Origin of the sequence: Burkholderia sp. 9777_1386, assembly GCF_015712265.1 — a bacterium.
Lineage (GTDB): Bacteria > Pseudomonadota > Gammaproteobacteria > Burkholderiales > Burkholderiaceae > Burkholderia > Burkholderia cenocepacia.
On sequence record NZ_JACCQB010000043.1, the window covers coordinates 20,774 to 38,977 of the forward strand.

An 18,204-nucleotide genomic window follows, 5' to 3' on the forward strand; every position below is an offset into this window, starting at 1 on the left:
AGGCAGTCACATCAACACCGGAAATGCGTTTTACCGATCGATCAATTCAGAACAATTCCCGGTGAACCCGCATCGACGCGCACGCATTCAACATGCGCCAAGTCAAGCGCCCCGAAAGACGATCCATGCGGATGCGTCCACCTCGACGGCCACGGTTTCCAGCCCGGCCCCCGTGCAGGGTCCGTCGATACACACGCCATCATCGAACCGGAACAACGCACTGTGATGCGCGCACATCAACACCTGCGACCGGTAGCACGACACATTGCCCGGCACGAAATCGAGCGGCACCGAAAAGTGCGGGCAACGATTCACGTACGCCCACACCTGCTCGCCACGCCGCACGACGATGACGGGACGCCCGATGCAGGCTTCGTCGACGACCCGCGCGCCGCCGTCGGGCACATCGGCCACGCGACACAGCTGTTTCGCTTCCATCGCTCACACCCTGTGCTCGGGGTTGCCGAGGCTCCAGTCCCACGGGCGCACCTCGACGCGCGAGAACAGGCCCTCCTTCACATACGGATCGTTGCCGATGAACTGCATCACCGCATGGATGTCGTCCGCCTCGACAACGAGCAGCGTGCCGTTCATCGCATCGTCCTGCGGGTCCAGCGTCGGGCCGCCGAGCCGCACATACACGCCATGCTCGGCCGCCGAGCGCAGATATGTCCGGTGAATCGGCCGCATGCGGTCGCGCACGTCACGCATGCCCGGCTGGTCGGTGGCAAACACCGCAAAAAAACGCGCCATGGCGATCAGCTCCGATCGAGGACGAAGCCGAACATCGCTTCGCGGTGCAAGCCGTGCAGGCCGGTCTGGTCATTCATCACGTCGTTCTCCGTTCGCCTGTCCGGCGTTCAATGCGGCGCGCGTCCTTCCCATGCGTGCTGAAGCAACGCGCGAATCGCCGCGCGTTCGATCGGCCGCGGGTTCGCATACGGGTTCCTGCATGCGAGGTCGGCCGCTTCGTCGAGCCCCTGCTCCGGCATCCCGATATCGGTGAGCGCCGGCGCGATGCCGAGTTGCGCGTTCAGCCTGAACAGCAGCGGCCCGGCGTCAGCCGCGTCGCTCCCGCCCAGCGCCCGCGCGACGCGACGCAGCGCGTCGGGCGCGGCGGCGTGGTTGTAATGCGCGGTATGCGGCAACATCGCCGCGTGCGTCTGCGCGTGCGGCAGGTTGAACGTGCCGCCGAGCGTGTGACAAAGCTTGTGATGCAACGCCATGCCGACCGCGCCGAGGCAGGTGCCGGCGAGCCACGCGCCATACAGCGCGCGGCTGCGCATTGCGCGATCTTGCGGATCGCGCACCACGACGGGCAATGCTTCGCCGAGCGCACGAATCGATTCCTCGGCCATCAAGCTGATGACCGGGTTCGCGTCTTCCGCGTAGAGCGCCTCGACCGCATGCGCCATCGCATTGACACCGGACGCCGCCGAAATACCCGGCGGCAGCGACACCGTCAGCGACGGGTCGTAAATCACGGTCCGCGGCAGCACGCGTGCGTCGCGCCCGGTGCGCTTCAACCGGCCCTCGGTGAGCCCGTAGATCGGCGTCATCTCCGAGCCGGCGTAGGTCGTCGGCACGGCGAGGATCGGCAGCGACGATTCGAGCGCGATGGCCTTGCCGAGCCCGATCGTCGAACCGCCGCCGATCGCGATGCAGCAATCCGCGCCCAGTTCGGCGGCCGTCTCGCGTGCCGCGCGGGCGACCTCGACCGGCACGTGCATGACGGCCTCGGCGCACACGCCGGCCGCACGTTCGCCCAGCACGTCCTTCACGCGATCGGCGAGCGGCTGCTGTTCGGGCGTGGAAAGGATGAGCGCGCGGCGGGCGCCGAGCGCCGACAGCTCGTCCGGCAGCCTGTCGAGCGCGCCCCATTCGAAGACCACGCGCGACGGGGTGCCCTGATAGACGAAGCGCTCCATACGGGCCTCAGCGCTTGAAATGCGGCGGCACGTTGCCGTCGACGTTGACCCACACCGAGCGCGCTTCCGTGTAGTCGTGCATCGCCTCGAAGCCCATCTCGCGGCCGTAGCCCGACTTGCCGACGCCGCCGAACGGGCTGCCCGGATTCACGCGCTTGTAGCAGTTGATCCAGCACATGCCCGCGTCGATCCGCGCCGCCATCCGGTGGGCGCGCGACAGGTCGTTGGTCCACAGGCCGCTGCCGAGCCCGTATTCCGTCGCGTTGGCGATGGCCAGCGCTTCGTCGTCGCTGCCGAAGCGCAGCACGGTGACGAACGGGCCGAACACTTCTTCCTGCGCGACGCGGTCGGTCGCATGCTTCGCCTCGACGATCGTCGGGCGCACGTAATAGCCATTGGCGAGCGCCGGGTCCTGCGGCGCGCTGCCGCCCGTCAGCACGCGGCCGCCCTGCTCGCGCGCGACGTCGACATACGACAGCACGCGATCGAGGTGCTGCTTCGACGTGAGCGGCCCCATTTCGGTATTCGGGTCGAGCGGATTGCCGATCCGGATCGACGACGCGAGCGCGACGAAGCGTTCGAGAAACGCGTCCGCGATGCGTTCGTGCAGCACCAGACGCGACCCCGCGATACACGCCTGCCCCTGGTTGTGGAAGATTGCCCACGCGGCGCCGTTGATGGCCGCGTCGAGGTTGGCATCGTCGAACACGATGTTGGCGCCCTTGCCGCCCAGTTCCAGTTGCACGCGCTTCAGGTTGCCCTGCGATGCTTCGACGATTCGCCGGCCGGTCGCCGTCGAGCCGGTGAACGCGATCTTGCCGACGCCCGGATGTTCGGCGAGCCGCTGGCCGGCCGTATGGCCGTAGCCGGGCACGATGTTGACGACGCCGGCAGGAAACCCGACCTCGGCCATCAGCTCGACGATGCGCAACGTCGACAGCGGCGTGATTTCCGACGGCTTGAGCACCACCGTGTTGCCGGCCGCCAGCGCCGGGCCCATCTTCCAGCTCGTGAACATCAGCGGAAAATTCCACGGCACGATCTGGCCGACCACGCCGATCGGCGCGCGCTGCACGTAGTTCAGGAAGCCGGTGTCGACCGGTATCACCGAGCCTTGCAGCTTGTCGGCCATGCCGCCGAAATAGCGGAAGCAGGCCGCCGTGCGCGGCACGTCGAGCGCACGCGAATCGCGAATCGGGTGGCCGGTGTCCAGCGATTCGAGCTGCGCCAGCGCTTCCGTGTTCGCTTCGATCGCATCGGCCAGGCGCAGCAGCAGGCGGCCGCGCTCGGCGGCCGGCATCGCCGACCAGGCCGGGAAGGCGCGCGTCGCGGCGTCGACGGCCAGATCGACGTCCGCCGCGGTGGCAGCCGCGATCTTCGTGATGACGGAGCCGTCGTGCGGGTTCAGCACGTCGATCGTGCCGCGATCGACGGCGTCAACGAAGCGCCCGTCGATGAAGAGTTGGGTTTGCATGAATCGTCCTCGGTGTAATGCGGAAGCGGAAGCAGACACTGACGCGCGGCCTAGAACGCGATCGGGTACGGCGCGAGCTCGCCGCTCTCGTAGCGTTGCGGCAGATCCGGCGTCGCGTTTTCCCAGACCAGCAGCATCGAGCGCTTCGTCGAATATCCCTGGTGCCGGATATCGGCCGGCATCGCGCAGATGTCACCGGCCCGCATCGTGATGCGGGCGCGCGGCGCGCCGGTGTTCTTGTCGCCGATATCCCACACGATTTCGTCGGACAGTTGCAGGAACCATTCGACGCGGTCGTTGCCGTGGAAGACCGGCAGGATGAATTCCTCGGTGGTCGGGCAGAACAGGCTGCGCCCGCACACCGACGTGACCGACGGATTCCACGTCACGTCCGAGCGCGACAGGTACTTGAACAGGTTGAACGCGTGCAGCTCGCCCTCGAAGCCCGGCTCGACGTGCACTTCCGGCTCGTCCTGCGCGACGTCGAGAAACGCGCGGTTGACCGGCAGTTCGTCGCGCAGCGGCGAGTCGCCTTCGAGCCCCGGCATGCGGCGCGTCGCGATCCGCGTGCGCTCGATCGCCGCGCCGTTGTCGCCGTGCTTGCGGCCGAACGCCGTGCCCGTTTCCTCGGGCGCCGCGAACGGGTCGAAGCCTTCGTTGGTCCAGTCGTGCAGCATCGCCTTGAAGGTCGCCATGATCGTCGGCGTGTCGAAGGTCTCGGTGTAGTCGACGCCGGCGTCCTTCAGAATGCCGTTGAAGGTGCCCGCATACATGTCGACCTTGCCGTAGTGATTGCGCGTGCCGAATACGTGGTCGAAATTCACCCAGCCGTAGAAGAAGCCCCACGCGACGTCGCGCATCATCGCGCGCAGGAATGCGTCGGCCGGCATCGCATGCGTGCGGGTCTGGCCTTTCGCGGGCCAGCTGATCTTCACGAAATATTCGTCGCGCTGGAATGCGAATTCGCCGAGCTGAAAGCGGCGGTAGCCGGTGACGGCATCGGCTTCGGTCGATCGCACCAGATCGGCGGCGAAGCCCGTGGAAAGGTCGAGGGTCTCGAGGGTGGCCATAACGTGTCTCCTGGAATAGTCGAATGCGGTCGGACGGTCAGTGCAGGCAGATCTCGGCCCACTTCTCGACGGACAGTTCGCCGAGCACGGTCTGGACGAGCGCGACGCCCGGCCGGCTCGCGGTGAAGCGATACGCACAGCCGGCCGGCAACAGCGCCTGATGCCCGTTGCGCAACACGACGTACCCCATGTTTCGGCCGGCCGGATGCGCGCCTGCGCTCACGGTGCCGCGGCCCGCTTGCGGCGGGTGGTCGAGCTTGATGAAGTCGATCCGGACTTCGCCGTCCATCTGGATCGTGAACTCGTCGTGCGCGCACGCGAACCACGGCGACTGGCCGTCGGTCCGCAGCACTTCGATCACGTATTCGAGGTTCTTGCCGGCGACGACCTTTTCGTAAGGGGCCGACTTCGACGCCACCTCGAAGACGTTCGAGAAGGCGTAGTGCTGCGCGCTGCCGCTGGTGATTTCGATCTCGCCCTTCCGGTAACCGTCGAGCGAACCGAAGACGGTGTGGAATGCCGTGCTGGTCATGTCTGTCTCCTGAGTTGAACCGCTTGTTGGATTCCACTCTAGGGGCAACGCACACCAGCAACAAGGCAACGGATGGCGATTACGGCATTTGCGTTTCGCGAATAATCCGCGCGGGTCAGCGTACCCAGCCGCGCGCCAGCAGCGGCCGGTCCCACGGCGATTCGTCGCCGATGTATTCCGCGAGGAACTCGACCAAGGCCTTCACCTTCAACGCCTGTCGCTGCGTGGCGGGATAGACGGCGGCGAAGCTCAGCGGCGCGAGCTGGTAGTCGGTCAGGATCGGCACCAGGCGGCCCGCGACGAGCGCGTCGCTGGCCACGAGCGTGGGCAGGCAGACGACCCCGCCGCCGGTCAGCGCGTATTCGCGCAACAGATGAACGGAGTTCGAGCGAATCATGCCCGGCAACTCCATCTCGACGACCTCGTCGCCGCGCGTCATCGTCCAGCGGTTGCGCGACGGGTAGCCCGAATACAGCGCCGTCGTGTGTTGCAGCAGATCGCGTGGATGTTGTGGTGCACCATGCGCGTCGACATACGCGGGCGCGGCACAGAAGAGGCGCCGGACCGTGAACAGCCGTCGCTCGATCAGCGACTCGGAAATCGGCGGGAAGATCTGGAACGCGATGTCGAACCCTTCTTCGACGGGGTCGACGACGCGATCGTTGACGATGATGTCGAGCTGGATGCCCGGATAGCGCTGGTTGAACGCGGCGAGCGGCTTGCCGAAGTGATCGAGCGCGAAGCCGGGCAGCATCTGGATGCGCAGCCGCCCGGTCGGTGTCGCACGCAGCTCGCGCATCTGGTCGGTCAGCTCGTTGACGCGGCCCACCACCTCGGCGCACTCGCGGTAAAACGTTTCGCCGACTTCGGACAGCCGCACGTGGCGCGTGCTGCGGTGAAACAACGGCGCGTTGACGAACTTCTCCAGTTGCTGGATGCGGTTCGTCACGACCGAACTCGTCACACCCAGCTGCCGCGCCGCCTCGGCGAAGCTGCTCGCCTCCGCGACCCTCACGAATGCCTCGATGCTCAGAAACCGGTCCATACCGCGCCCTTTTTCGACAGCGAAACCGGCAGTCTACCTGTGCGGATACAGGGCGGTGTCATGCGAAAGGCGTCACTGTGTCGCAAAATCGATGTCAATCGCCCGACCCATCGACACCGGCATTACCGCGCTTGCTCTCCGGCGGCCAGCTCCGGCTGCACGATCGCGCGGCGCTGCAGCACGGCCGGCGCGGTTTCCTTCAGCAGCAGGCTGACCACGATGCCGAGCAGCACCGACGCCATCGGCAGCCACAGGATGTTCTGGATGCCAAAGTGTGCGGCCACGTAGCCGCCCATCGCCGGCGCGATGCCGCCGCCGAAGATCTCGCCGACGCCGACCACCACGCCGATGGACGTCGACACGAGGCCGACCGGCGCGGCCTCGGTCGCGACCGGGCCGGACAGCAGCGACACCAGCCCGAGCGTGAAGAACGACGCGACGAACAGCACGCCGAACAGCGCGAGCGGCTGCGGGCCGAGGCCGCGGAACACGTAGAGCATCACGGCCGTGCCCGCGAAGCCGACGATGCTGGCGATGCGGCGGCCGACCAGATCGGACAGGCCGGGCAGGCCGAACTGGCCGAGAAAGCCGCCGAAGCCGATCGCGGATACGACGAGGCCCATCTTCTGCGTGCCGAGCGACAGGTAATCGGTCAGGTACAGCGGCAGCAGCGCGCCGAGCACGAAGACGCCGGTCATCGCGCAGCACAGCGCGGCCATCGCCACGAGGATGTTGCGGCGCTTGAGCACGTGGCCGAGCGACGCGGGCGCATGCTCCGACGCGACGTCCTGCGCGACCTTCGGCTCGCGAATCACGAACACCATGATCGCGCCGAGGACCAGGCCGGGCACGGCCACGAGCGCGAAGACCCAGCGCCACGACACGAAACCGAGCAACTGCGTGGCGATGATCGGCGACAGCGCGAGCCCGAACAGCGCGAAGCCGCTTTGCTGCAGGCCGAGGTTCAGGCCGCGCCGCCGCGGATGCGACGCATCGGCCGTCGCGGCAAAACTCGTCGGACAGAACGAGCCTTCCGCGACGCCCATCAGCCCGCGAATCGCCATCAGGCCGAGCAACCCGCCCGCGAGCCCCGAGAAGCCCGACAGCAGCGAGAACGCGATGATGGCCGGAATCAGCACCTTCCGGCGACCGATCTTGTCCGAGATGCCGCCCATCAGCGCGGCGAAGATGCCCCACGACAGGCCGAGCACGCCGATGCAGTTGCCGACGTCCTGCGCGTTCAGGTTCAGGTCCTTCATGATCGAAGGAAACAGCGGCGCGATGAGCCAGCGGTCGAGGCCGACCAGCCCGAAACCGAGCGCCAGCAGCGTGACCGCCTTCCACTCGTATGAGGTATCCCACTCGTTTGCTTTCATGTCCGTCTCCGTGGACGCCGGTTCGCCCGCGCGCGCCGCAGCGCCTGCGCATGGTTCGTGTCCGATGGTTTTTGTGTGCGACGCGAATCGCGAGGAAGTGCCGGCCGGCGTCCCGATTCGACGCATCGAACGGACTCGGCCGACGCCACCACGATAGGTGCGCGGACGCCGATCGGGTATGGAACAACCGGCGAACGCGCCATTCGCGAAACGCAAACAATCGGGCGCGGCGGACCGGGAGGCGCTACCGGAACGCGCGGAGCGAACGGATACCGCGTTGAACGGGCGCGTGGCCACGTATGACGGGGGAATCCCTCATGGACATCGGGATATCGGTGGACGGCCCCCGAGCAGTTGTCGATTCAACCGCCACCGCCCGGCCCCCGCGCACTGCCCCGCCCCTTCCTGCCTGACAACGCCGCCAGCGCATGCCGGTCGGCCTCCAGCTGGATCCGCATGTGCTGGAGAAACACGCGCGCGTTCTCCGACATCGGCGTACCCGGACGAAACACCAGCACGCCGGCAAACGCGACATCGACGTCGAACGGCCGGACCACGAGCCCGCGCTGTGCGAAGTCGAGCGCCACCAGCGGATGCGCGAAACCGACGCCCACGCCTGCCAGCGCGAGTTCGCACACGGTATGCGAATAAGGCGTTTCGACCAGCGGCTTCAGCACGACGCCGAGCCCGCGCAACTGCGTTTCGAGCCGCAACCGCGTGCTGTCCTCCGGGTTCAGCGCGATGAACGGCGCCTGCGACAGATCGTCGGCCTTGATCACGCTTTTTGCCGCCAGCGGGTGCGCGGCATTCATCACCGCGACACCGGGCATGCTGACGAACGACGAGTGCTCGAGCCACGTCACGCACGAAGTGCGCTTCGCGCAGGACGTCGCCGATCGCGTGGTGTTCATGGAGAACGGCGTGGTGGTGCAGGACACGACGCCCGATGCGTTCTTTACCGCGAGCACGCACCCGCGCGTGCGGCAGTTTCTCAATCTCATCGAGACTTGATGCGCGCGTGACCCGACGTGCCGCCGGGCACCGGCAGGCTCGAACTCGGAGACACGATGGCCAACTGCCATGCCGGCCCGCGGCGCTTCTCCGCGCGACCCGGCCGACCGCGGCAGGCCAACCCGCCGGTCAAGCCGGTGCCCCCGCGCACAATTGGCCCACCGAGAAACAAATTCCCCAATTTAATAAATAGAGAAAACGTTATTCCACATCGAGCTGAATCACCAGCCAACTTTGGATCCTTTTTCCCTTCTGTCCCCCGTATCATTTCTCTTACTACGCAATGAGCAAGAGACGGACATGAGCGAACCCACCCCGCTGCACTACCTCGACTACGCAGCCACCACCCCGGCCGATCCGCGCGTGATCGAAGCGATGACGGCCTGCCTCGGCTTCGACGGCATCTTCGGCAACCCCGCTTCCAGTTCGCACGCCGCCGGCCGGCTCGCGAAAGACAAGGTCGAGCACGCCCGCGCGCAGGTCGCCGCCCTGATCGGCGCGGATGCCGACGAAATCGTCTGGACGTCCGGCGCCACCGAATCGAACAACCTCGCGCTGAAGGGCTATGCGGAAAACGCGACCGGCAAGCGCCACCTGATCACGAGCCGCCTCGAGCACAAGGCCATTCTCGACACGATGGCGAACCTGTCGAAGCACGGCACGCAGGTCACCTTCCTGACGCCCGACGCGCACGGCGAAATCACCGCCGACGCGGTCGCGGCCGCGATCGGCCCCGACACGGGCCTCGTGTCGCTGATGCTCGTGAACAACGAGATCGGCACGCTGACCGACATCGGCGCGATCGCCGGCATCGTGCACGCCGCCGGCGCGCTGCTCCACGTCGACGCCGCGCAGGCGCTCGGCAAGACGCCGATCGACGTGCGCGCGCTCGGCATCGACATGATGTCGATGTCCGCCCACAAGGTGTACGGCCCGAAAGGCATCGGCGCCCTGTTCGTCCGCCGCGAGATCGCCAGCCGGATCGCACCGCAGATTCACGGCGGCGGCCACGAGCGCGGGTTGCGTTCGGGCACGCTCGCGACGCATCAGATCGTCGGTATGGGCGTCGCGTGCGCACTCGCCGCGGAAAAACTCGACGGCGAGACCGCGCGAATCGCGGCGCTCGGCGCACGGCTGACCGACGCGCTGTTCGCGCTCGGCGACGTCACGCAGAACGCGGCCTCCGCCCGCCGCATCCCGCACACGTTGAGCCTGACGGTGCATGCGCCGGGCTTCTTCCCGTTCATGCTCGGCGATGCGCTCGCCGTGTCGTCGACCTCCGCGTGCAATTCGACCAGCGGCGCGCCGTCCCACGTGCTGACCGCGATCGGCCTCGATGCGGAAACGGCCGGTCGCACCGTGCGCATCAGTTTCGGGCGGTTCACGACGGAGCAGGACGTCGACTTCGCGATCGGCTGTTTCGCGCGAGCGATCGAGCAATGTCGCGCGGCCGCGGCAACCGGTTTCACCGCGTCGCGGCAGATCACGCCGGCCGACCTGAAGGCGATCCGCAATGCCGGCTTCCGTGCGGTGATCTGCAACCGGCCGGATGGCGAAGGCGACGACCAGCCGGCGTTCGAGGAAATCGCCGCGGCCGCGCGCGAACTGGGAATGGACGCGCGCTACCTGCCGGTCGAACGCGATCGCATCGGCGACGCGGAAGTCGACGCGTTCGGCGCACTGGTCGACACGCTGCCCAAGCCGGTGCTCGCGTATTGCCGCAGCGGCAGCCGCTCCGGCATGCTGTGGAACCGGCTGTCTGCACGACGGACGGCCTGAACGTCCCCGACGGCAGCCGTGACGCTGATGACCGGGCGCGTTCGCGGCGGGTCGCTCGACCTCGGGCATTTCGACGTGAGGGTCTTCGCGCTCGACGTCGCGAACGGCGCAGTCGCGCATGCGGCGGAACACGGCGGGCCGTTCAGGATGACGGTGATCGCGCCTTGGCGTTCGCGCGCGCGGCACGCGAGCCGCCATCACGCCGCGCCGGGGCTGGCGCCGGGTAGCGGCACGTCGAGGCACGGCAGCTTCATGTCGATCTCCTGGCGAACGTCGCGGCGGCCGGCGAAATCCGCCACAATGGCCGCCATGTTCATCCGCTGGACGCCGAATGCCCCGCCCGTCACATGCCCGCGCGCGGCAGCGCGCCGACGCTGACGCACCTTCCGCCCACGGCCCGTGCCACTGGCGGCGCGCCGGCCGCGCCGCCGCGCTGCTGCTGGCCGCGAGCGTCGCCGCATGCGACGCGACGCCGGTGCCGGACCGGCTCTCCGACCTCGACGCGACCTACGCGATGCAGGAGCGGTTCGGCCTCGGCGACGTCATGGTGTTTCTCGGGTCCTGCATCGGTGCCAAGAACCCGACGTACCCCGGACAGGCTGCCTGCACCATGGCCATCCGCTCGAACGGCCACGGATCGGAAACGCAGGCCGATTTCCACTGGAACGGCGAGAAATGGGTGGCCGAGCCCACCGCGTCGCAGGATCTCCTGCCCTATCCCGATCCGCGGCTCGCGGAATGGGTGAAGTGAGCGCGGCGGGCGCTACTCCGGATACTCCAGTTGCAACGCGACCCAACCGGATGTGGCGTCGCCATAGCGCGCTGCGATATCCGCGAGCACACCGGCAAGCGTCGATTCGCCCCGCCAGCCGGCCGACGTCGTCACGCGCGCGTGCCGGCCATGGGCCGGCTGCGCCAGCAACCGCAGCCCGTACCTCGACTCGACCACGCCCGCATCGGCCGTCGCGACGACGTCACTGCGCCAGGTCCGTGCCCACGCGTCGGCGCTCAACGCGACCGGCAGCTCGTCAAACCCGCTTTCGACCGGAAGATCGAACGTCTCGTGCCGCCAGAACGCGACGCGGTTCATCAATGCGATCGCCACCGCGCGCGCGGTCACCCCGAAGCGGCTGCCGTCGTGCGCATCGCCCCATGCCTGCACGCCGAGGCCGCGCGCCGTGTCGCGCGCGGCGGTCGGCCCGGCCAGCGCGCTCAACAACGCCAGCGAAGCGGGAATCGATGCGGACACGCCGGTCGTCGTCATCACGTTGCCGTCCATCACGTAGCGACGATCGTCGACCCATTTCGTCTCGGTGAAGCGGCGACGCAGGCGCTCGCGCGAATACCAGTGCGACGTCGCGGTGCGATGCCGCAGCAGGCCGGTGTTCGCGAGCACCTCGGCGCCATCGCAGATCGCCACCATCGTCGCGCCGGCAGCGGCCTGCTTGCGGAGCCAGGCCAGCACGGCCGGCCGGTCCGCGCGATGCATCGCGGGAACGATCACGACATCCGCCCCCGCGGGCACCGTCGCGTCGAACCGGTCGAACGTGGTATCGGCGAGCACGCGCAGAGCGGGCATCAGTTCGACCGCGCCTTCGTCGGCCGACACGGCGACGACATCGACCGCACCGGAGCGCTTCAGAATCGCGTACGGCACGATGAAATCGGTCGTCTCCGTTCCGGCGTTGTCCGCGACGATCGCAACGAGCGGCCGCGGGCGGCCCGCCTTCGGCATGCCGATCGTCAGCGTCCGGGCCGCCGCCGGCGGGTCCTCCGCCATCGCCCGCGCCGGCCACCCCCATGCCCACGCACCCAGCAGCCCGCATACGAGCAGCACCGCGCCGCCTGTCTTCCGTTCCCGCATCGCCCACCCGTGTCGATCGATTGCATGTCCGGAAAATTACAAGGATCATGCTCGCGGTCACAAGGACAACTCCACCGCACTTTCCGCCATGCCTCAGTCAACCCGTTCCGCACGCAACGTCGTCGTCGTCGGCTTCGCAGGTGTCCAGTCGCTCGACATCACGGGGCCGATGGAAGTGTTCGCGGTCGCGAACCGTCATCTTCCGGATCACGCCGTTCCGTACCGGCTCACGCTCGCGTCGCAACACGGGGACGATATCGTCACGCACGCGGGCCTGCGGCTCGCCGGCGCGGCCGCCCTCGCGGCACTGCCGGAACGAATCGACACGATCATCGTCGCGGGCGGCGATGAAGCGGCGCTGCGGCACGCCGCGTCGGAAGCCGGCGTGCTGCCGTGGCTCCGTACCCGGATCGCGAGCACGCGGCGCATCGCGAGCATCTGCACCGGCGCGTTCGTGCTCGCCGCCGGCGGCTGGCTGGACGGCAAGCGCGCGACCACGCACTGGAACCAGTGCTCGGCGCTACAGGCGCTCTGTCCCGACGCGCGGATCGAGCCGGACGCGATCTACGTGAGCGATCCGCCGTTCCATACGTCGGCCGGCGTGACGGCCGGTATCGATCTGTGCCTGGCGCTCGTCGAGGCGGACTGCGGTGCGCCGACCGCGCTCGCGATCGCACGCGAACTCGTGCTGTTCATGCATCGTCCCGGCGGACAGGCGCAGTTCAGCGTCGGGCTCGACATCCAGGCCGGGGCGACGCCGCGCATGCGGTCGCTGCTCGCCGACATCGCCGACGATCCGGCCGCCGACCTCGGCGTCGCCGCGCTGGCCGCCCGCATGCACATGAGCGAACGGACGTTCGCGCGCCATTTCGTCAAGGAGACCGGACTATCGCCCGCGCAGTACGTGCTGGCAGCGCGCGTCGAGCGCGCGAAGGCGCTGCTGGAGCGGGCCGACTGGCCGCTCGAACGGATCGCGGAACGCTCGGGATTCGGCAGCGTGGACGCGCTGCAGCGTGCGTTCTCGACACGCGTCGGCATCTCGCCGCGCGACTATCGCGCGCGCTTCGGACCGCGACGCGAGAAGTCGCGCACAGGATAGGACGTCCCCGACTCCTCGGGCATGCGGGATGAAAACATGCAACGGAAGCCGGGCGACCCCGCCCCCGCGCAGCCGAATAGGCGGCGGCCGGTGCGATCGCCATCGCGCCGGCCGCCGCCCTGCCCGACTACGTCACTCGTCCTGCTGTTCCTGCTGCGCCTGCACCTGCCGCTGCCGGATGAACTGCCGTACATCGCTCATCGTCACGCGGCCGGTGTGCTTCGCATCGATCTCGTCGAAGTGCTTCGACACGAAGCCAAGCCCGCTGCTCTGCGCCTGCGCCTTCGTCACGGCCGCGCCGTTGCTCAGCACGGTATTCGCGCCGAGCCGCGCATCGACGCGCTGCTGCGCCTGCTGCTGCAACGCCGCGCCGGTCGACGGCAACACCGGCGCCGCGCGCGTGGCCGGAAAGAACGGACCGTCGACACCGCGCCCGCCGTGCGGCAGCTTCACCGGCGCCACCGCCTGCGGCGGCAACGCGTAGGCACTGCTCATCGCGGCACCGAGCACGATCAACGGAGACATACGCCGCATCAATTGGATTAGGGACATGATCGCTCGCATTCAATGAATGAAGAGTGGGTTCCTTTGACAAGGACGCCGTCGCTCAAGGGGCTGCCGCCAGCGTCGTCGCGGCCGTCGCGCCCGGGACGCTGCCGGTCGGGACGCTCGGCGGGTTTTCATCCGGCCACGGCGGCGGCAGCGTGTGCAGCGTCAGCGCCGTCGGAATCCGCGCGCCCTTGTAGAACGTCTGCAGGTCCCGCTTCATCAGCGGACGGGCGACGTCGTCCAGGTAAGTCATGTGGCCGCCCTGGAAGAAGTTCACCTGCAGTTTCGGATTCAGGCCCTTCACCGTCTGCAGCCGCGCGAGTTGCTTCTCGGTGTTGAAGAACGGCGTCGCGAGATCGTGGTAGCCGTTCTCCGCGAGCACGCGAAGCTTCGGGTTGAGCTGCAGCGCGCCGAGCAGATCGGGGATCGTGTCCGGCATCGGCTGGCCGTCGTGCGAGAAGTCCCAGACGCCGATGATGTTGTCGTTCAGCGGCAGGTACGTCGCGTTCGGGGCCGTATAGCCGAGGTAGTCCGGCATCTGCGTCGCGAGCGCGTTCGTGAACGGCTGCGAGATCAGGATGTCGGACGGATCGCCGTCGGTCTGCAGCCGCGGGTCCGAGTTCGGCAACGACACGCGCCCGTCGTAGCGGCCGATCGTCGTGCCGGGCAGCAGGCTCGTGCCGAACGGATTCGCGTTGAAGTAGCCGCGCAGCGCCTGCTGCGTGAGGCTCGACGGGATCGACCACAGCCTGAGCGTCGCATCGCTCGGGAACACCGGCGTGCCGAGCGCATCCGGAATGCCGAGCTGGCTCAACACCCACGATTGCGAGTACTTCTGCAGCTGGCTATAGATCAGCGTCGTGAACAGTTCCGTCTGGAATGCGTACAGATCCTGGTTCACCGGCGCCGGCGACACCTGGTTGAAGTACGCGGCGACCGCCGCGTAGCCGGGCAGGTAGCCGGCCACCGTATCGGTATCGAGCAGCAGCCCTTCGGTCGACTGCGTGATCGCCACCGCTTCCACCGCATCCGCGAAGTAGTTCAGGATCGACGACTGCAGCACGATGCCCGTCAGGTGCACGCCGGCCGATTCGAGCGCGAGCGCGAGCATGTCGGTCCGCGGCGTGCCGTACGATTCGCCGTACAGGTAGATCGGCGACGTGCCGCGACTGTTGACGTTCAGGTAGCGCTGGATGAAGTCGCGCATGATGTTCACGTCCACGTCGGAGCCCCAGTACTTCTGGTTGGTGTTCGGCAACACGGCTTCCGACAGCCCGGTGCCGGGCGGGTCGATGAACACGAGGTCGGTGGTGTCGATCAGGCTCTCCGCATTGTCGACGAGCGGGTAGTTCGGCCAGTTGTTGCCGAACAGCGGATCGGGCGTGGCCACGCGGGTCGGCGCGAACGAGCCGAGCCGCAGCCAGATCGACGACGAGCCGGGCCCGCCGTTGTAGACGAACGTGACCGGGCGCGGCTTGCCGTTCGTGCTGGGCGCGGTGTACGCGACATACGACATCGACGCTTCCGCATTGCCGTTCGCGTCCTGCGCGGTCAGGTGGCCGGTGGTCGTCGTGTAGTTGATCGTCTTGCCGCCGCCGGTCCACTGGTAATGCATGACGGCCGCCTTCTCGGACACCTGCGACGGCGCGAGGCCGTCGGTCGCGTTCATCGAGTACGCGACCGGGTCGACGTACGGCTGGTTGGCCGCCGGCGCCTGGGTGCCGGCCGCCTGCGCGCTCGCCTGCTGGCTCGCCGTGGCCTGCGCGAGACTCGACGCGCCGACCGACGACGAATCGTCGCCGCCGCACGCCGCGAGCGCCAGCGTCATGGCCGACAATGCACCGAGCCCGGCCAGCCGGCCGCGACGAACACGGCGGCTGCCGGTACTGCTCCTGTCTGGTTTCATCTCTTTCCTTGGCTTCGGATACCGCGTCACAAAGGCCGCCAACGCCTGCGACACGCGCAGGCCGACCCGCCACTCGCGTTGCACGGTCGGCAGTCGGCGGTTGGGGATTGGACTTCTCAGAGACTGAACTTGATACAGACACAGCAAACTGCTGGCGAGAATGGTGCTCGGACGCGCCCCCTGCAGTTTGGCCAACTTTTATATGACTAAATTTACGACACCACAAAAATAGGCGGTGCTGCGCCGCGTTGTCAAAGATCATTCGGATATTAAAAATCCCGCAATGATGCAAAGGGCGGACAGTGTCTGGAATCTGAAAGAAAGCGGGATTATTCGGGCAGCGTGTGCTTCATCGGTAATGCCGCGCAGAATATTTTGCTTTTCCGGCATAACGCGGAAGCCTATCCCGTCTTGGACAAGCGCATTCAAAGCCTTCAAATCGACAGGATTATTCTTTCATTTTTATTATCACCGATCGATTAATGCAATGCCGCGGCGTGCGCGCGTCATTCGATGATTCGATTCGCTTCAATCACGCTTCAATCGCAGCATCGCCGTGCGCTGCGTCATCCATAAAATACCGATTCGATTAATTCTTCACGGCATTATTTACCCGGCATTCAAACGGTGTTCCCGGACAAGCGACGACGTACGGTATTGCCTGCCGCACGTCGTCCGTCGTCAAGACTCGAACCGCGATTACTTCCCGCCGCCCGGCAGCGCGATATCGATCAGCACCGGATCGTGATCCGACGAACGATATGCATCGGCCGCGTAGAACGTCTTCTGCTGCTCCGCCGACTTGTACGCGAGCGTGTACTGCAGCGCGAGCGGCTCGTCCGCGTTGATGTGCCATTCGTGCATGGCCTTCACGTGCGATGCGAGCGGCAGCGTCGCCAGCGCGTGGTCGAGATAGCCGGCTTCGCCGTTGTACACGTAGCTGTACGCATTCGCGCCGATCCAGCGCGCGACGAGGTTGCGGTAGCCGCGCGATTCGAGCGCGCGGATCGGGTCTTCGTACGTGTAGCTGTTGAAATCGCCGATCAGCAGCACGCCTTGGCTCTTGACGCCCGTCGGGTTGCCGGCCAGCCAGTCGGCCACCTTCGCCGCCGCGCGCGTGCGCGTCGGGTTCCAGCAGCCCTGGCCATCGCCCTGGTCGAGATCGTCGTTCGCCGCATCCGGGCAGTTCTTCGACTTCAGGTGATTCACGGCCACCGTCAGCGCCTGCTTGTTGCCGTTGACCAGCCGGAACGACTGCGCGAGCGGCTGACGGTTCTTGTCGTCGATCGCGAGCGTCGCCGCGCGGCCGACCGGTTCGACCTTGCGGCTGTCGTAGATCAGCGCGACCGCGATCGCGTCGCCGCCCAGCCGCGACGTGCCGGGATCGACCACGCGCCAGTGGTTGCCGAGCTTCGCCGCGAGCTGGCGCACCGCGCTCAGTTCGCCGTAGCCGTTGTTCTGGATTTCCATCAGGCCGATCACGTCGGCGTCGATCGCCTTCAGCGCGCTGACGATCTTCGCTTCCTGACGCTGGAATTCCTGGAAGGTCTTCGCGCCGCGGTTGTTCGGATCGTCGAAGCCGCCGCCGAGACCGTTGCCGTTGAAATAGTTCAGCACGTTGAACGACGCGACGCGCAGGTTCGATTTCGGATCGCGCGCCGGTGCTTGGGTGCGCGGGTTCGAACGCGCGTCGAACGCCGGCGCGGCCGCGCCGGGCAGCGGCTGCACGCGCCAGGCGCCGTAACGCACTTCGAGCACGCCTTCGACGTCGCGCACCGTGTAGCCCGCGCGCAGCGTGTTCGCGGCCGACAGGCCCGGCGCCGGATACGGCACGGTTGCCGGGTTCTGCTTGTTCGAGCCGTCGTCGAGGATCAGGCGGTTGCGCGCGTTCGCGTCGATCTGCGTCTGCGCCTGCGCGGGCGGCACGACGCTCGTCGGCGTCCGCAAGCGGCCGTTGCTGAGCATCACGCTGCCGTAGCGGCCGAGTTCGTAGTTGTCGGTGACGGTCAGCGTCTGCGGCAGGCGCACGAGCATCCCTTCGTATGCGGCGAACGCGCTCGGGCTGTCGACCGGCAGCGTGAGCGTCGCGGGCGTGACCGTCTGGCCGTTCGCGCACACCGCGATCGCGCCCGACAGCGTGAGCTGCGTCTGCCCGTATTTCTCCTCGACCTTGCCCGTCACGTGCACGAGATCGCCGGCCTTCGCGCGCGCTTTCGGCGCATAGACGAACAGCCCTTCGGACACGCCCGGCTGGTTGCGGCGCTGCGCGTCGGCCTGCTGGACGAAGAAGCCGCCGAAGCCGTCCGTGCCGCCGAAATCGGCGGTGACGACCGCTTCGATCGATGCATTCTGCCCCGCGAGCGGCGACGGCGCGCCCGGCCCCTGGATATCGGCGATCGGCGTCGTGCTGCCGCCGCAATTCGGGCTGACGGGTGCGGCGGTGGCGGCGCACACCGGCGCGGCGAGCGTCGGGAGCAGCAATAGCGGGGCAAACAGGCGGATTGTCGAGCGCATGGCGGGAATCCCGGTTGTGAGGGTGGCGAAAGCTTAGCGGCGCTCGGTGACAGTTTT

Annotated in this window: 18 protein-coding genes; 5 read left to right on the forward strand and 13 right to left on the reverse strand. The window is 67.4% G+C overall.

Annotated elements, in window-relative coordinates; all coding sequences use genetic code 11:
* Positions 1-102 precede the first annotated feature (102 nt).
* The 9 genes from H0X91_RS26080 to H0X91_RS26120 all read right to left on the reverse strand — a co-directional run bounded on the left by H0X91_RS26080 (position 103) and on the right by H0X91_RS26120 (position 8,237).
* Positions 103-438, reverse strand: a complete 336-nt coding sequence (locus H0X91_RS26080) for a Rieske (2Fe-2S) protein (RefSeq protein ID WP_006484583.1) — start codon at positions 436-438, stop codon at positions 103-105.
* A 3-nt stretch (positions 439-441) separates the two neighbouring features.
* Entirely contained in the window at positions 442-753 is a 312-nt protein-coding gene (locus H0X91_RS26085) for a YciI family protein (RefSeq protein WP_006484614.1), read from the reverse strand.
* 107 nt (positions 754-860) lie between these two features.
* Entirely contained in the window at positions 861-1,928 is a 1,068-nt protein-coding gene (locus tag H0X91_RS26090) for a maleylacetate reductase (protein WP_060212882.1), read from the reverse strand.
* Between the two features lie 7 nt (positions 1,929-1,935).
* Positions 1,936-3,402 (reverse strand): aldehyde dehydrogenase family protein, encoded by a 1,467-nt coding sequence (locus tag H0X91_RS26095; protein ID WP_006484608.1) that lies wholly within the window; start codon positions 3,400-3,402, stop codon positions 1,936-1,938.
* A gap of 50 nt (positions 3,403-3,452) precedes the next feature.
* Positions 3,453-4,472 carry a hypothetical protein gene (locus H0X91_RS26100; protein WP_006495785.1) on the reverse strand — a complete coding sequence of 340 codons (1,020 nt, stop codon included), beginning with the start codon at positions 4,470-4,472 and terminating at the stop codon, positions 3,453-3,455.
* A 37-nt stretch (positions 4,473-4,509) separates the two neighbouring features.
* A complete protein-coding gene (locus H0X91_RS26105; RefSeq protein ID WP_006484626.1) occupies positions 4,510-5,004 on the reverse strand; it encodes a hypothetical protein in 495 nt (164 codons plus the stop codon).
* A gap of 115 nt (positions 5,005-5,119) precedes the next feature.
* Positions 5,120-6,049: a LysR family transcriptional regulator gene (locus tag H0X91_RS26110; RefSeq protein WP_006484594.1), complete on the reverse strand. Its 930-nt coding sequence runs from the start codon at positions 6,047-6,049 to the stop codon at positions 5,120-5,122.
* A gap of 122 nt (positions 6,050-6,171) precedes the next feature.
* Entirely contained in the window at positions 6,172-7,425 is a 1,254-nt protein-coding gene (locus tag H0X91_RS26115; RefSeq protein WP_006484557.1) for an MFS transporter, read from the reverse strand.
* A gap of 362 nt (positions 7,426-7,787) precedes the next feature.
* Positions 7,788-8,237: a LysR substrate-binding domain-containing protein gene (locus tag H0X91_RS26120; RefSeq protein WP_230205740.1), complete on the reverse strand. Its 450-nt coding sequence runs from the start codon at positions 8,235-8,237 to the stop codon at positions 7,788-7,790.
* A gap of 16 nt (positions 8,238-8,253) precedes the next feature.
* On the opposite strand from H0X91_RS26120, the gene H0X91_RS26125 reads away from it, so the two are divergent.
* The 4 genes from H0X91_RS26125 (at position 8,254) to H0X91_RS26140 (ending at position 10,966) form a co-directional block, all read left to right on the forward strand.
* The gene (locus tag H0X91_RS26125) at positions 8,254-8,436 is read left to right on the forward strand and encodes a hypothetical protein (RefSeq protein WP_006495787.1); all 183 of its coding nucleotides are present in this window, start codon (positions 8,254-8,256) and stop codon (positions 8,434-8,436) included.
* A gap of 300 nt (positions 8,437-8,736) precedes the next feature.
* Entirely contained in the window at positions 8,737-10,215 is a 1,479-nt protein-coding gene (locus tag H0X91_RS26130; protein WP_059722310.1) for an aminotransferase class V-fold PLP-dependent enzyme, read from the forward strand.
* Positions 10,216-10,242: 27 nt separating this feature from the next.
* Positions 10,243-10,593 (forward strand): hypothetical protein, encoded by a 351-nt coding sequence (locus tag H0X91_RS26135; protein WP_077021851.1) that lies wholly within the window; start codon positions 10,243-10,245, stop codon positions 10,591-10,593.
* Positions 10,547-10,966: a hypothetical protein gene (locus tag H0X91_RS26140; protein WP_006495792.1), complete on the forward strand. Its 420-nt coding sequence runs from the start codon at positions 10,547-10,549 to the stop codon at positions 10,964-10,966. Before H0X91_RS26135 ends, H0X91_RS26140 begins: the two co-directional genes overlap by 47 nt.
* A 12-nt stretch (positions 10,967-10,978) precedes the next feature.
* On the opposite strand, the gene H0X91_RS26145 is transcribed toward H0X91_RS26140, so the two are convergent.
* Positions 10,979-12,079: a DJ-1/PfpI family protein gene (locus tag H0X91_RS26145; protein WP_012493102.1), complete on the reverse strand. Its 1,101-nt coding sequence runs from the start codon at positions 12,077-12,079 to the stop codon at positions 10,979-10,981.
* Positions 12,080-12,167: 88 nt separating this feature from the next.
* On the opposite strand from H0X91_RS26145, the gene H0X91_RS26150 reads away from it, so the two are divergent.
* A complete protein-coding gene (locus H0X91_RS26150; protein WP_062910091.1) occupies positions 12,168-13,178 on the forward strand; it encodes a GlxA family transcriptional regulator in 1,011 nt (336 codons plus the stop codon).
* A 132-nt stretch (positions 13,179-13,310) separates the two neighbouring features.
* Here H0X91_RS26150 and H0X91_RS26155 read toward each other — a convergent pair whose 3' ends face one another.
* The 3 genes from H0X91_RS26155 to H0X91_RS26165 all read right to left on the reverse strand — a co-directional run bounded on the left by H0X91_RS26155 (position 13,311) and on the right by H0X91_RS26165 (position 18,147).
* Entirely contained in the window at positions 13,311-13,703 is a 393-nt protein-coding gene (locus H0X91_RS26155) for a hypothetical protein (RefSeq protein ID WP_006484518.1), read from the reverse strand.
* Between the two features lie 82 nt (positions 13,704-13,785).
* Positions 13,786-15,633, reverse strand: coding sequence for a S10 family serine carboxypeptidase-like protein (locus tag H0X91_RS26160; RefSeq protein ID WP_006484566.1), 1,848 nt, complete (start codon positions 15,631-15,633; stop codon positions 13,786-13,788).
* A 699-nt stretch (positions 15,634-16,332) separates the two neighbouring features.
* Entirely contained in the window at positions 16,333-18,147 is a 1,815-nt protein-coding gene (locus H0X91_RS26165) for an ExeM/NucH family extracellular endonuclease (RefSeq protein WP_062910092.1), read from the reverse strand.
* Between the last annotated feature and the right edge of the window lie 57 nt (positions 18,148-18,204).